Below are 14,189 nucleotides of genomic sequence, written 5' to 3' on the forward strand. Positions count from 1 at the left end.
CCACCCACCCGAGCGGCCCGGCGCCTCGCGCGCCGGGCCCCTCCCCCCTTTCTCGACGGAGGTACTCCCGTGTCAACGGTGACAGCAGCACCACCCCGCAAGCAGCGCAAGCAGCCCAGCGCGCCGGTCCAGAAGGCCGCGCGGATCCGCAACTCCCTCTCGGAGCGGATCGCCCCCTACGCGTACGTCGCGCCCTTCTTCATCATCTTCATCGTCTTCGGGCTCTTCCCGCTCCTGTTCACGTTCTACGTCTCGCTCTTCGACTGGAACCCGATCGGCGAGCAGACCTTCGTCGGCATCGCGAACTTCCAGCAGCTCTTCGCCGACTCCCGGTTCTGGAACGCGCTGGTCAACACCTTCGGCATCTTCATCATCTCGACGGTGCCCCAGCTGCTGTTCGCCCTCTTCCTCGCGCACCTGCTGAACCACGCCCGCCTCCGCTGGGCGAACTTCTTCCGCATGGCTCTGCTGGTGCCGTACATCACCTCCGTCGCGGCGACCGCGATCGTGTTCGCGCAGATCTTCGACAAGAACTTCGGCCTGATCAACTGGTTCCTCGGCATCTTCGGACTGCCGTCGATCAACTTCCTCGCCACGAACTACGGCTCCTGGATCGTCATCTCGACGATGGTCTTCTGGCGCTGGTTCGGCTACAACACGCTCCTCTACCTGGCGGGCCTGCAGTCGCTGCCCCGCGAGATGTTCGAGGCGGCCTCCGTCGACGGCGCGTCCAGCTGGCAGCAGTTCCGCCACCTGACGATCCCGGCGCTGCGCCCGATCATCGTCTTCACCGTGATCATGTCGACCATCGGCGGTCTGCAGATCTTCACGGAGGCGCTCCTGGTGGCTCCCGAATCGGGCCTCACCTGCGGCGCCGGCCGGCAGTGCCAGACGCTGGCGCTCTTCCTCTACGAGCAGGGCTTCGGCCAGTTCAAGTTCGGCTACGGATCCGCCATCGGCGTCGTGCTGTTCGTGATCGTGGTCCTCGTCTCCCTCCTCAACTTCTACCTCTCCACCCGCACCCGGAAGGAGGCCGTCTGATGTCGGATGTGATCGACCAGGCCGTCCCGCAGACGCTGGCCCCCACGGTCCAGAAGGCACAGCTGCCGAAGCGGCACGGGAAGGGCGGCGGAGTCGGCTGGCCGACCTACGTCTTCCTCGTGATCGCGGTGCTCGTCTCGATCTTCCCGCTCTACTACATGTTCGTCGTCGCGTCGGTCGGAGCGACCGCCGTCACGTCGATCCCGCCGCGCCTGTACCCGGGCACGAACTTCATGGCGATCGCCGAGAAGGTGTTCGACACCGTCCCGTTCATCGCCTCGATGCTGAACAGCCTCATCGTGTCGCTGAGCATCGCCGTCATCTCGGCGATCCTCTGCGCGATGGCCGGCTTCGCCTTCGCGAAGCTGCAGTTCCCGGGTCGCAACGTGCTGTTCCTCATCGTGCTGCTGACGATGACGGTGCCGGCGCAGCTGAGCATCATCCCGCAGTACCTGATCGTCTCGGCGCTCGACTGGGTCGACACCCTCCAGGCGATCATCGTGCCGGGCCTGGCCAGCGCCTTCGGCATCTTCTGGATGCGGCAGCACATGTCCACGACGGTCAGCGACGAGCTGATCCAGGCGGCCCGCATCGACGGCGCCAACTCGTGGCAGCTGTTCTGGCGCATCGCCTTCCCGGTGGTCCGCCCCGCGGCGTTCGTCCTCGGACTGATCACGTTCACCGCGGTCTGGAACGACTTCATGTGGCCGTTCATCGTCCTCAAGTCGCCGGAGCTGTTCACGGTGCAGATCGCGCTGAAGCAGCTGCAGGCCAACCGCTCGATCGACGTCGCCCTGGCGATGGGCGGATCGTTCATGGCCACCCTCCCGCTGCTGATCGCGTTCTTCTTCGTCGGCCGCCGGATGGTGTCCGGGATCATGGACGGGGCGTTCAAGGGCTGATGCACGACGCTTCCCCAGCACTGCCCGGGACGGACGCCGCGCGTCCTCCCGGGCGGGACTGGCGGGACCGCGCTCTGCCTCCGGCCGAGCGCGCCCGCCTCCTGACCCAGGAACTCACCCTCGAGGAGAAGGCGGCGCAGCTCGGCTCCGTCTGGCTCACCGACTCCGCCGACGACTTCGCTCCGAAGCTCGACGACGGGCCCGCCACGGGCGACGACCTCTTCACCGGCGGCCTCGGCCAGCTGACCCGCGTGTTCGGCACCGAGCCGGTCACCGTCCCGGAGGGCGTCCGTCGGCTCCGCGAGCTGCAGGAGCGCGTGGTCGCCGGCAGCCGCCTCGGCATCCCGGCCATCGCGCACGAGGAGTGCCTCACCGGCCTGGCCGCGTACGGCGCGACCGCGTTCCCCACTCCGCTCGCCTGGGCGGCCACCTTCCACGAGGAGCTCGTGGGCGAGATGGCGGAGGCGATCGGCTCGGACATGCGCGCCCTCGGCATCCACCAGGGCCTCGCCCCGGTCGTCGACGTCGTGAAGGACTACCGCTGGGGCCGCGTCGAGGAGACCCTCGGCGAGGACCCGTACCTGGTCTCGCAGCTCGGCGCCGCCTACGTCGCGGGGCTGGAGGGGACCGGTGTCGTCGCGACGCTGAAGCACTTCGCCGGGTACGCCGCCTCCCGCGGCGCCCGCAACCACGGACCCGTGAGCATGGGACTGCGCGAGCTCGCCGACACGGTGCTGCCTCCGTTCGAGGCCGCCCTGCGGCACGGCGGAGCCCGCAGCGTGATGACCTCGTACACCGACATCGACGGCGTGCCCAGCAGCGCCAGCCGGCACCTGCTGACGACGCTGCTCCGCGATCGCTGGGGCTTCGAGGGCACGGTCGTCGCCGACTACTGGGCGGTGCCGTTCCTCCAGGCCATGCACCACGTCGCGGTCGACGCGGCCGACGCGGGGCGGCTGGCGCTGCACGCCGGGGTCGACGTCGAGCTGCCGCAGACGGCGGCGTACGGCGAGCTGCCGCGCCTGATCCGCGAGGGCGTGGTCGACGAGGCCGACCTCGACCGCTCCGTGGCCAGGCACCTCCGCCACAAGTTCGAGGCGGGCCTGCTCGACGGCGGCCCGCTGGTGCCCGAGGGAGCCGAGGACGTCGACCTCGACAGCGCACGCAACCGCGCGATCTCGTCGCGGATCGCGGAGGAGTCGGTCGTGCTGCTGCGCGACGAGGACGTCGCGGGGCTGCTGTCCTCCGGCTCGCTCGCCGTCGTGGGACCGGCCGCGGACCAGTTCCGCAGCCTGGTGGGCTGCTACGCGTTCCCCAACCACGTGCTCTCCAAGCACCCCGGGCACGACCTCGGCCTGTCGATCCCGACGGTGCTGACGGCGCTGCAGGAGGAGTTCGGAGCGTCGCGCGTGCGCTTCGCGGAGGGCGGCTCGATCACCTCCGCGTCGACCGACGACGTGCAGGAGGCGGTGGACCTCGTCCGCGGCTCCGATGCGGCGGTCGTCGTGGTCGGCGACATCGCCGGGCTCTTCGGCGACGGCACCTCGGGCGAGGGCTGCGACGCGGCCGACCTCCGCCTCCCCGGAGCGCAGGAGCCGCTGGTGACGGCCGTGCTCGAGACCGGCGTGCCCACCGTGGTGGTCGTCCTCTCGGGCCGGCCCTACGCGCTCGGGGCGTTCGGAGCGGCGCGCGGACTCGTGCAGGCGTTCTTCCCGGGAGCGGACGGGGCGGCTGCGGTCGCCGGCGTGCTCTCGGGCCGCGTGGCTCCGACCGGGCGGCTGCCCGTGCAGATCCCACGGCTCCCGTCCGCGTCGACCACGTACCTGCAGCCGTCGCTCGGGCTCTCGAACCCCGGGATCACGGCGCTGGACGCGACTCCGCTCTACCCGTTCGGCTACGGGCTGACCCGCGGCGCGGTGACGTATACGGAGCTGGCGACGGCGGCGGAGCTGCCGGTCGGCGGATCGCTCGACGTGGCGGTGTCGCTCCGGAACGACGGCGCCGACACGGTCGAGGTGATGCAGCTCTACGCGGGCTACCCGACCTCGGCGGTGGTGCGGCCGGTCGCGCAGCTCATCGGCTTCGCGCGCGTGCCGATCGCGGCGGGCGAGACGCTGACGGTGCACTTCCACGTCGACGCGGCCCGGCTCGCGGTGACGGGGGAGGACGGCCGGCTCGCCGTGGACCCGGGGCCGCTGCGGCTGACGGCCGGCGCCTCGGCGGCGGACGCGGCGGTGACGGCGGAGGTGTCGATCACGGGGGAGCGGCGGTTCCTCGCCGAGCGGGCGCTGCGGACCCCCTGGTCGGTGGCGCGAGGCTGAGCGGCCGGCGCCTCAGGGGGGAGGCGCCGGCCGCTCGCGGGGGGCGGGCCGGCGGTGCCGGCTCGCGACCCCGCAGAAGTCGCGGTGCTCGAGCGCGAGACCTGCGACTTCTGCGGGGTCGGCGGCCGGGAGCGCGACGGCCGCGTAGCAGCGGAGGCGCACAGCGCAAGGGGCCCGCGCGAGCCGGGGGCCCGGCCTAGCGTGGAAGGAGCGGCGCCGCCGGTGGCGGGCCGCGGAGAAGACCGATGCAGAGGAGAGTCATGCCCGCCCTGACCGACACGTTCACGCTGTCCAACGGAGTCGCCATCCCGAAGATCGGGTTCGGCACCTGGCAGATCCCCGACGGCCCCGAGGCCTACGACGCGACGACCGCCGCGCTCGAGGCCGGCTACCGCCACATCGACACCGCCCGCGCCTACGGCAACGAGGCGAGCGTCGCCCGGGCACTGCGCGACAGCGGCGTCCCGCGCGACGAGGTGTTCATCACCACCAAGCTCCCGGCCGAGGTGAAGGACTACGAGGGCGCGAAGGCGAGCTTCGAGACCACCATGGCGGCGCTCGAGCTCGACCACGTCGACCTGTACCTCATCCACGCCCCGTGGCCCTGGCAGGACATGGGGTCCGACCACCGCGAGGGCAACATCGCGGCGTGGAAGGCGATGGAGGAGATCCTCGAGGCCGGTCGCTCGCGCGCCATCGGCGTCTCGAACTTCCAGGTCGCCGATCTGGAGTCGCTGATCGCGGCGACCGACGTGGTGCCGCACGCCAACCAGATCCGCTGGTTCGTCGGCAACACCCAGGACGAGACGACCGCGTACTGCAAGGAGCACGGCATCCTCGTGGAGGGCTACTCGCCGCTCGCGACGGGCGGCCTGCTCGACAACTCCGACATCGGCGAGATCGCCGCGAAGTACGACAAGTCGGTGGCGCAGCTCTGCATCCGCTACCTGCTCGAGAAGGACGTGCTGCCGCTGCCGAAGTCGACGACGCCCTCGCGCATCGTCGAGAACGCCGACGTCGACTTCGAGATCTCGTCCGAGGACCTCGCGCACCTCGACTCGCTCGTCGACACGGAGTCCTGACCCGCGGGCGCCTGCTCCTGACGGTCCGGAGGCCGTCGCACTCGAGCTCGAGCGCGGCGGCCTCCGTCGTCTCGGCGCATCGGCCGCCGCCTCCGCTCGCGAGTGCGCAGGAGTCGTCGCACTCGACGTCGAGTGCGACAAGTCCTGGCTTCTCGCCGGACTCCTCCGATCGCGGTTCCGCGAGTGTGCAGGAGTTGTCGCAGTCGGTCTCGAGTGCGACAACTCCTGGAGTCTCGGGGTGCTCGGCACAGGAGCGACGGGCGTCCGGCGTCCCGAGGCCGGTCGCGAGTGCGCAGGAGTTGTCGCGGTCGGTCTCGAGTGCGACAACTCCTGGCTTCTCGTCGGGCTCATCCGGACCGCGGTTCCGCGAGTGTGCAGGAGTTGTCGCGGTCGGTCTCGAGTGCGACGACTCCTGGCTTCTCGCCGGGGCGAGCCGGGGCGAGGCGGGGCCCGCCCCGGTCGGCGGCCGCGCGTCAGGCCAGGCGCAGCAGGCGGCAGCCGTGCGGCTCGAGCTCGAGCTCGACGGCGCCGCCGACGATCGGCAGCTCGGCGCCGCTCCACACGTCGACGGCCGAGGCTGCGCCGGAGCAGCCCAGGTCGGTCAGGTGCGCGGAGTAGGACCGCGCCGACGAGCCCAGCCAGAACACTCCGCGCCACTGCTCGTCGCCGCGCCACGCCGACCACACCACCAGGTCGCCGTCGCGGACGATCTCGCGGCTGCCGTCGCTGCCGAGCAGCGCGAGGACGTCGTCGTTCGTCAGCAACGCCAGAGTGTCGGCGGGCGTGTCCGGGAGGTGCCCGCCCATCATCAGCGGCGAGCGGAGCAGGCACCACAGCGTCACGAGCGTCCGCTGCTCCGCGGGCGTGAACCGCGAGAGCCGGTCCTCGCCCACGTGCGCGCGCACGCCGATCCGCCCCAGCGGCAGCATGTCGGCGTCGGCCCAGGCGCCGGGACGCTGGTGCGGAGCCCAGCGCGCCGCCCGCTGGAACTGCTCGTGCAGGTGGGCCCAGTCGTCCCAGAAGTCGTCCGAGATCCGCCACATCTGCGCGGTCGACCGCAGCAGCTCGAGGTTCTCGAGCGAGAGCTGCTTGCCGGGGGAGAGGCTCAGCACCATCGGACGGCCGGTCGCGTCGATCGCGCGGGAGAGTGCGGCGATCTCCTCCGCCTGGATCGGCGGGTAGAGCACGTCGTCGAGCTTCACGAAGTCGACGCCCCACGAGGCCAGCTGCGCCATCACGGAGTCGTAGTACTGCTGCGCGCCGGGCGCGCTCATGTCGACGCCGTAGTTGTCCGGGTTCCACGGGCAGACGTTCCCGCGGTCGGCGATGTCGGCGCAGGTCGCCTCTGCCCCGAGCACCGGCAGGCCGAGCTCGGCCGCTCGGCGGGGGACGCCGCGCATCAGGTGCACCCCGAAGCGGAGGCCGAGGGCGTGCACGCGCGCGGCCAGCGCCGTGAACCCGCCCGTCGCCGCGGAGGGGAAGCGTCCGACGGCGGGCTGCGGGCGGCCCCAGTCGTCGAGCACCGGCTCCGACACCTCCTGGTAGTCGCTCGTGCCGGGATCGGGCTCGTACCACTGGATGTCGACGACGACCGTGTCCCAGCCGTGCGGCAGGAGGTGCTCGGCGAGGTACTCGGCGTTCGCGAGCACCTCCTCCTCCGTCACCGAGGCGCCGAAGCAGTCCCAGCTGTTCCAGCCCATCGGCGGGCGGCGGGCGGCCTCCGTGCGCGCGGCGATCACGACAGCTCCAGCGTCACGGTCGCGAAGGAGTGCGGGGGCAGCGTGACCCGCAGGCCTGTGGCCGTGGTCTCGATGCCCTCGAGGGCGACGGGGCTCACCTCGTCGGCGGCGCCGGGCCGGTTGTGCGCGTCGGGGCGGTCGGCGGTGAGGAGGCGGCCGGTCGCGCCGGTCACGGTCCCACCGCGGAAGTCGAGGGAGACCTCGAGCGGCTCCTCCAGGTCGACGTTGGTCAGCGAGACCAGGACGCGGCCGTCCTTCGTGGAGGCGGAGGCGGAGGCGACGGGTATCTCGCGGCCGTCGACCGCGTGCGTCGGGCCGGCGACCGTGGTCGGCAGAACCGTCGCGTCGTGGTGCCCCTTGTTCATCTCGAACACGTGGTACGTCGGCGTGCGGACCATCTCGCCGCCGTCCGGGTCGGTCAGCAGCATCGCCTGCAGCACGTTCACCGTCTGCGCGATGTTCGCCATCGTCAGGCGGTCGGCGAAGCCGTGGAAGACGTCGAAGTGCCAGGCCGCGACCATCGCGTCGCGGATCGTGTTCTGCTGGAAGAGGAAGCCCGGGTGGGTCCCCGGCTCCACGTCCCACCAGGTGCCCCACTCGTCGAGCACCATCCCGTACTTCTTCTCGGGGTCGTGGACGTCCATCACCGCGGCGTGCGAGCGGAGCAGCTCCTCGATCCCCTGCGCGGCCACGATCGTGCTCCAGTAGGTGTCGGCGTCGAAGTCGGTCGCGCTGCCCTTCGCGTGCCAGCTGCCGCCGATCGTGTAGTAGTGCACCGAGACCGACTCCCACGGCACGGAGGAGAAGGGGTGCCCCTCGATCTCGGGGATCACCTCCATCAGCGTCTGCGTCCAGTGGGTGTCGGCGCCGTCGGCTCCGGCCGCCACGCGGTAGAGCGGAGTGTCGTTGCCGCTCTGCACGAAGGTCCCGAACTGCCGCGCCAGGTCGGCGTAGGCGCCGGCGCGCATGTTGCCGCCGCAGCCCCAGGTCTCGTTGCCGAGCCCCCAGAAGCGGACGGTCCACGGCTCCTCCCGGCCGTGGGAGCGGCGCAGGTCGGCCATCGGCGACTTGCCCGCGCCGGTGAGGTACTCGGCCCAGTCCGCCATCTCCTGCACGGTCCCGGAGCCGATGTTGCCCGAGATGTAGGCGTCGGCGCCGAGCAGCTCGCAGAGCGCCATGAACTCGTGGGTGCCGAAGGAGTTGTCCTCCGCGACTCCGCCCCACTGCGTGTTGATCAGGCCGGGACGCTCCTCGCGCGGGCCGATGCCGTTGGTCCAGTGGTAGCGGTCGGCGAAGCAGCCGCCGGGCCAGCGGAGGTTGGGGATGTCGAGGGCGCGGAGGGCCTCGACGACGTCCAGGCGGATCCCGCCCTCGTTCGGGACGGGCGAGTCCTCGCCGACCCAGAAGCCGTCGTAGATGCACCGGCCGAGGTGCTCGGCGAAGTGGCCGTAGAGGTGGCGGCTGATGGTGGCGCCGGGGCGGTCGAGGTCGACGGTGACGGTGCTGTTCACGGAGTGCTCCAGGGTGGTGGCGGACGGGTCGGCGGCGGTGCCGGCGGTGTCGAGGACGCCGCGGTCGGCGGCGGTGCTCACGCGGTCTCGCGGACGAGCCGCAGGACGATCGCGCGGTCGGCGTGGAAGGTCGGCAGGTCCAGGCCCGCCTCGCCCAGCAGGCTCCCCGAGTAGGCGGGGGCCGGGGCGTCGGAGTCCAGCGGAACCGTCGACTCCAGCCAGTGCGGGCTCTGCCAGGGCGGGCCGAGCGAGCCGGGGCGCGCGGTCTCGATCCGGTAGCGCGCCCGCGGATCCAGGCCCGGGAGGCGGACGCGGCGGCGCGAGTCCGCGGTCAGCGCAGGCGTGACCAGCGTGTACAGCGCCTCCGAGCCGTCCGGCGCGACGACGCCGCGCAGCGACGGCGCGTCGGGGTCGGAGTCGTCGCCTCCGACGACCCGGCCGGTCGCGATCAGGCCGCGGTGCTCGCGGTACGCCGCGATCCAGCCCGCCAGCACGGGCTCCTCCTCCGCGTCCAGCTCGCGGAGGTCCCACTCGATCCCGAAGTGGCCGAGGAAGGCGATCGCGCAGCGGGTGTGCAGGTCGCTGGTGCGACCGGTGACGGAGTTGACCGGCGAGGCGACGTGCGAGCCGAGCATCTCCGGCGGCACGAGCAGCCCGGTCCAGCGCAGCATCCGCGAGCGGTCCAGCGGGTCCTGGTTGTCGGAGGTGTGCACGCGGTCGGTGCGCTCGAGGATCCCCAGGTCGACCCGGCCGCCGCCGGAGGCGCAGCTCTCGATCTCGAGCTCCGGGTGCCGGGCGCGCAGCTCGTCGATCAGCCGGTACAGCGCGAGCGTCTGCTCGTGCACCGCGGCCGTCCCGGTGGCGGGGTGGCCCGCGTCGATCAGGTCGCGGTTGTGGTCCCACTTGAGGTACGCGACGCCGAGGTCGGCGACCAGGCCGTCGAGCACGCCGAGGATGTGCGCGAACGCGTCGGGGTTCGTCAGGTCGAGCACCTGCTGGAAGCGGAACCGCGGCGGCAGCTCCTCGCGGGCCCGCAGGATCCAGTCGGGGTGCGCGCGGGCGAGGTCGGAGTCCTCGTTGATCATCTCGGGCTCGACCCAGAGGCCGAACTCCATGCCCAGGCCGCGGACGTGCTCGGCGAGGGGGAGGAGGCCGTCGGGCCAGGCGACGGGGTCGGGCGTCCAGTCGCCGAGGCCGGCGCGGTCGTCGCTGCGGCCGAGGAACCAGCCGTCGTCGAGCACGTAGCGCTCGACCCCGAGGGCGGCGGCGCGGTCGGCCAGCTCGGTGAGGACGGCGAGGTCCTGGTCGAAGTAGACCGCCTCCCAGACGTTGAGCGTCACCGGGCGCGGCCGGCGCGAGGAGCGGGAGACCCCGCGGAGGTGGGCGTGGAAGCGGGCGGCCGCGGCGTCGAGGCCGTGGCCGAAGCTGCCGGAGATCCAGGGGGAGGAGTAGCTCTCGCCGCTCGCGAGGCGCACCTCGCCGGGCAGGAGCAGCTCGCCGCCCCGGAAGGCGAGCCAGCCGTCGCCGCGCTCCACCGCGTGCTCGTGGTTGCCGCCGATGCCGACGTGGCAGAGCCAGACCCGGCCGTCGGCGGAGTCGAAGCCGGGGTTGCCGACCGCGACGACCGTCGTCGCGTCCAGGCCGGTGCGGCCGCGCCGCGAGGAGCGGGAGTGGGTGCCGGTGACGACGGGGTGGCGCTGGGGGATCTTCTCGGTGCCCCAGCGGCCGGAGAAGTCCAGGATCTCGCGGGCCTCGGTCGGGATCCGGAGGGCGGGGTCGACGCCGATCACCTCGAGGTGCCCGGCGCCGTCGTTGCGGACCGAGACGCGGGTCCTGAGCAGTCCGGCAGGGGAGAGAACGATCTCTAGGACCACCCCGATCCGGGCCTGTGCGTCGTGCGCCTCGACGGTCACGGCGGCGCTGCCGGCCTGCGCGACCGCGCCCTCCGCGAGGGCCTCCCCGTCCACCGAGACGGTGTCCACGGTCAGTCTCGGCGACCAGCCGGCGCCCTCCCGGTGCACCCGGAGACCCGGCAGGCCGGCCCAGCCGAAGGTGTGCTCGGGCAGGATCCCGGGCTCGTAGGGGACGTCGGAGGAGCCCTCGATCCCCGTCCGCACGGGAGTTCTTGCGAAAGCTGCGAGATCGTCGTCGCTCGCGTCGAGTCGCGGACCCCAGTGCAGCAGCACGGGCAGGTCGCCTCCCGACTGAGTGAGGAGGGCGGACACGTCATCGGCGACGAGATGGATCACTCTCGGGGATTGCATGTCCCCATTCCTATCGTCGATCCTGGTCTGAGTACAGCGAGAGATCGATCTCGACCCTCGGTCGGATGGACCACCGCGCGGATCGACCCGCGCCGATCGACCACCGCTCGCGCCGCTCATCCCCACCACCCACCGCCTCGACGAGGAGCACCCATGCCGCTGACCCACCCGGCCCCGCACGAGACCCGCCTGGAGCGCGGGGTGCTCGACGCGCGGCGGCGGCTCAACCGCGACTACCTCCTCTCGCTCACCGACGAGGGGCTGCTGCAGAACTTCCTGACCGAGGCCGGGATCGGCGACCAGGGCTGGCACCTGCACCCCTCGCAGGACTCGCGCGAGGCCCGCGGCCTCGACCGGCACTGGGGCTGGGAGACGCCGGGCTCGCAGCTGCGCGGGCACTTCCTCGGCCACTGGCTCTCCGCCGCGGCCCGCGAGGTCGCGGTCACCGGCGACCCGCTGCTGCGCGTCCGGATCGACTCCGTGCTCGACGGACTCGAGCGCTGCCAGGAGGAGAACGGCGGCGGCTGGATCTGGGCGATCCCGCGCGGCTACCTCGACCGCCTCGCGACCGGCCGCCCCATCTGGGCGCCGCAGTACGCGATGCACAAGCTGCTGATGGGCCTCGTCGACCTGCACCTCGACCTCGGCGACGAGCGGGCGCTGCGGATGGCGCGGGCCGCCACGGTCCCGCTGCTGGAGTGGGTCCGCGGATTCGACGACGCCGCGTTCCAGGAGATCCTCGAGGTCGAGACCGGCGGCATGCTCGAGGTCTGGGCCGACCTCCTCGCGATCACCGGCGACCCCGTCTACACCGAGCTGCTCGGCCGCTACGACCGCCGCTCCTTCTTCGAGGGCCTGCTCGAGGGCCGCGACGTGCTGACCAACATGCACGCCAACACCACGATCCCCGAGGTGCTCGGTGCCGCCCGCGCCTACGAGGTCACCGGCGACGAGCGCTGGCGGAGGATCGTCGAGGCCTACTGGGAGCAGGCGGTCACCCTCCGCGGCACCTTCTGCACGGGCGGTCAGACCTCCGGCGAGATCTGGACGCCGCCCTACGCGTTCGCCGCTCGCCGCGGCGAGAAGACGCAGGAGCACTGCGTCGTCTACAACATGATCCGGCTGGCCGACGTGCTGCTGCGCTGGACCGGCGACCTCGCCTACGCCGACTACATCGAGCGGAACCTCTGGAACGGCCTCCTCGCCCAGCAGAACCCGCGGACCGGGATGGTCGCCTACTTCCTGCCGCTCGAGGGCGGCGCCCGCAAGGACTGGGGCAGCCCGACCGAGGACTTCTGGTGCTGCCACGGCACGCTGGTGCAGGCGCACACGCGCCACTCCGGGCTCGTCTTCTACCGCGGCGGCGACGCCGAGCTGACGATCGCGCAGCACGTCGACGCGAGCCTGCGCCTGCCGTCCGCCGCCGGCGACGCGGCGGTGCGGGTCGAGGTGCTCGACACCGCCGGCTACGTCGGCCCGGACGCCAACGCGGGTGCCGCGGGCGACGTGCACCGCCCCACCGCCTCGCGGATCCGGGTCGAGATCGTCTCGGAGGAGGGAGTCGCGCTGCACGTGCGGCTGCGGGTGCCGGAGTGGACCGTCGGCGAGCCGGGGGTCGCGGGCGACGCCGAGCGCGTCCGGGCGGGCGACGGCGCGCTCCTGATCGAGCACCCCGGCGGCCGCACGAGCGTCGACCTCGCCTTCGGCACCGAGATCCGCGCCGTGCCGATCCCGGACGAGCCGGGCACGGTCGCCTTCGTCGAGGGCCCGATCGTGCTGGCCGGCCTCGTCGACCGCGAGATCGCGCTGCGGGGGCGACTCGAGGACGCCCCCGCTCTGCTCGCCCCCGACAACGAGCGGCAGTGGACCCAGTGGCTGCGCGGCTACCGCGCCGTCGGCCAGCCCGCCGCCGTCCGCTTCCGGCCTCTGCACGAGGTCGTCGACGAACCCTTCTCGCTCTACTTCCCGGTTTCGGCCGGGAGCTGATGGACAGGATCCCCTCCGTGACCTGCGCTCCGCGCTCATGACCGCCTCCACCGCCTCCCCCGCCGTCCAAGCGATGCCCCGCGGCCGCCTCCTGCTGCCGATCTTCGCGATGCTCGTCGGCTTCGGGCCGCTCACCATCGACCTGGTGCTGCCGTTCCTGCCGACGCTGCAGGACGATCTCGGCGTCTCGGTGGCGACCGCCCAGCTGGTCGTCACCGGCGCCACCTTCGGCTTCGCGGCCGGCCAGCTCGTCTCAGGACCGCTCAGCGACGCGGTCGGCCGCAAGTGGCCGCTCGGCGTCTCGGCGGCGCTGCACATCGCGGCGAGCCTCGTCGCGGCGATGACCTCCGACACCGCCGTGCTGCTCTCGGCTCGCTTCGTCCAGGGCGCCGCCTGCACCGCCGCGGGTGTCGTCGTCACCGCCATCGTCCGCGACCTCTACAGCGGCAAGCGGCTCGTCACGATGCTCGCGAACCTCGCCGTGATCGTCTCGGTCTTCCCGATCCTGGTGCCCTCCGTCGGCGCGCAGCTGACCAAGGTGATCGACTGGCGCGGCTCCTTCCTCGCGGTCGCCGCCTGGGGAGCGCTCGCGACCGTGATCGCGCTCCTGGTGCTGCCCGAGACGCTGCCCCGCGAGCGGCGGCACCAGGGCGGGCTCGGCCCGTCGCTGCGCAACTCCTTCGGGATGCTCCGCCGGCCGCGCGTGCTGGCGCTCGCCGCCGCCTCGGCCGCGGGCTGGTCGGTCGGCTTCGCGTATCTCGCGACCGCTCCCTTCCTCTACACGAACGTCTATGCGGTCGGGCCCGACCTGTACGGGCTGCTGTTCCTGGTCACCTCGCTCGTGACGATCGCGGTCGGGCAGACGACGGGACGGGTGATCGTGCCCCGGTTCGGACCCCGGTTCGCGATGTTCGCCTCGGCGATCGTCACGGCGCTCGGCGCCGTCGTGGTCGCGGTGCTCGCGCTCACCGGCACGCAGCCGCTGCTCGTCGTCGTCGGCGCGCTGACGTTCGCGCTGGCCGGCCGCTCGCTCGGCTTCGCCCCGGTGCAGTACCTCTCGCTGCAGGGCCCGTCGAGCGAGGCGGGCAGCGTCACAGCGATCCTCGGCACGGTCAGCTTCACGGCGGCCGGACTGGTGATGCCGGTGATGGGCGCGTGGGCCGAGATCTCGCTGATCCCGTTCGCGATCCTGCTGCTGCTCGCGGGGCTGGTCGAGGGCGGCGTCGCGCTGCTGTTCCGGCCGGGCTCGCGGCGCTTCGATCCGGGGGCGCAGCGGCTCGAGGACGAGCCGGCCGGGGCCGCCCGACCGGCCGGCCCCCGCGCGCACGACGAGAAGAGCTGAG

General features: G+C 72.5%; 9 protein-coding genes. 6 read left to right on the forward strand and 3 right to left on the reverse strand.

Translation table 11 applies throughout. The features are described from left to right. Positions 1-78: 78 nt before the first annotated feature. The 4 genes from C5C53_RS13065 to C5C53_RS13080 all read left to right on the forward strand — a co-directional run bounded on the left by C5C53_RS13065 (position 79) and on the right by C5C53_RS13080 (position 5,346). Entirely contained in the window at positions 79-1,041 is a 963-nt protein-coding gene (locus tag C5C53_RS13065) for a carbohydrate ABC transporter permease (RefSeq protein WP_104224677.1), read from the forward strand. Further along, positions 1,041-1,943, forward strand: coding sequence for a carbohydrate ABC transporter permease (locus C5C53_RS13070; protein WP_104262300.1), 903 nt, complete (start codon positions 1,041-1,043; stop codon positions 1,941-1,943). The genes C5C53_RS13065 and C5C53_RS13070 overlap by 1 nt, the downstream gene beginning before the upstream one ends. Continuing rightward, entirely contained in the window at positions 1,943-4,264 is a 2,322-nt protein-coding gene (locus C5C53_RS13075; protein WP_104267734.1) for a glycoside hydrolase family 3 N-terminal domain-containing protein, read from the forward strand. Before C5C53_RS13070 ends, C5C53_RS13075 begins: the two co-directional genes overlap by 1 nt. Before the next feature lie 260 nt (positions 4,265-4,524). After that, entirely contained in the window at positions 4,525-5,346 is an 822-nt protein-coding gene (locus C5C53_RS13080; RefSeq protein ID WP_104226493.1) for an aldo/keto reductase, read from the forward strand. A 473-nt stretch (positions 5,347-5,819) separates the two neighbouring features. Here C5C53_RS13080 and C5C53_RS13085 read toward each other — a convergent pair whose 3' ends face one another. From C5C53_RS13085 to C5C53_RS13095, 3 genes are read right to left on the reverse strand one after another with little or no spacing between them, the layout of a single operon-like run. Further along, entirely contained in the window at positions 5,820-7,085 is a 1,266-nt protein-coding gene (locus C5C53_RS13085) for a glycoside hydrolase family 27 protein (protein ID WP_258063411.1), read from the reverse strand. Next, on the reverse strand, positions 7,082-8,677 hold the full coding sequence (locus C5C53_RS13090; RefSeq protein ID WP_308470953.1) for an alpha-L-arabinofuranosidase C-terminal domain-containing protein: 1,596 nt from the start codon (positions 8,675-8,677) through the stop codon (positions 7,082-7,084). Before C5C53_RS13090 ends, C5C53_RS13085 begins: the two co-directional genes overlap by 4 nt. Continuing rightward, the gene (locus tag C5C53_RS13095) at positions 8,674-10,860 is read right to left on the reverse strand and encodes an alpha-galactosidase (RefSeq protein ID WP_104262302.1); all 2,187 of its coding nucleotides are present in this window, start codon (positions 10,858-10,860) and stop codon (positions 8,674-8,676) included. The genes C5C53_RS13090 and C5C53_RS13095 overlap by 4 nt, the downstream gene beginning before the upstream one ends. Before the next feature lie 153 nt (positions 10,861-11,013). Between C5C53_RS13095 and C5C53_RS13100 the strand changes: the two genes are divergently transcribed. Both C5C53_RS13100 and C5C53_RS13105 read left to right on the forward strand, forming a co-directional pair. After that, positions 11,014-12,846, forward strand: coding sequence for a beta-L-arabinofuranosidase domain-containing protein (locus C5C53_RS13100; protein WP_181065434.1), 1,833 nt, complete (start codon positions 11,014-11,016; stop codon positions 12,844-12,846). A gap of 37 nt (positions 12,847-12,883) precedes the next feature. Further along, on the forward strand, positions 12,884-14,188 hold the full coding sequence (locus C5C53_RS13105; protein WP_104261407.1) for a multidrug effflux MFS transporter: 1,305 nt from the start codon (positions 12,884-12,886) through the stop codon (positions 14,186-14,188). Position 14,189: the final 1 nt, after the last annotated feature.

Source organism: Rathayibacter sp. AY1E3 (assembly GCF_002932235.1).
Classification (GTDB): domain Bacteria; phylum Actinomycetota; class Actinomycetes; order Actinomycetales; family Microbacteriaceae; genus Rathayibacter.

Excerpts from the sequence above, each read along its gene's own strand:
- C5C53_RS13095 (WP_104262302.1), bottom strand. The coding sequence starts at position 10,860 with ATGCAATCCCCGAGAGTGATCCATCTCGTCGCCGATGACGTGTCCGCC.
- C5C53_RS13105 (WP_104261407.1), top strand. The coding sequence starts at position 12,884 with ATGACCGCCTCCACCGCCTCCCCCGCCGTCCAAGCGATGCCCCGCGGC.
- C5C53_RS13075 (WP_104267734.1), top strand. The coding sequence starts at position 1,943 with ATGCACGACGCTTCCCCAGCACTGCCCGGGACGGACGCCGCGCGTCCT.
- C5C53_RS13100 (WP_181065434.1), top strand. The coding sequence starts at position 11,014 with ATGCCGCTGACCCACCCGGCCCCGCACGAGACCCGCCTGGAGCGCGGG.
- C5C53_RS13080 (WP_104226493.1), top strand. The coding sequence starts at position 4,525 with ATGCCCGCCCTGACCGACACGTTCACGCTGTCCAACGGAGTCGCCATC.
- C5C53_RS13070 (WP_104262300.1), top strand. The coding sequence starts at position 1,041 with ATGTCGGATGTGATCGACCAGGCCGTCCCGCAGACGCTGGCCCCCACG.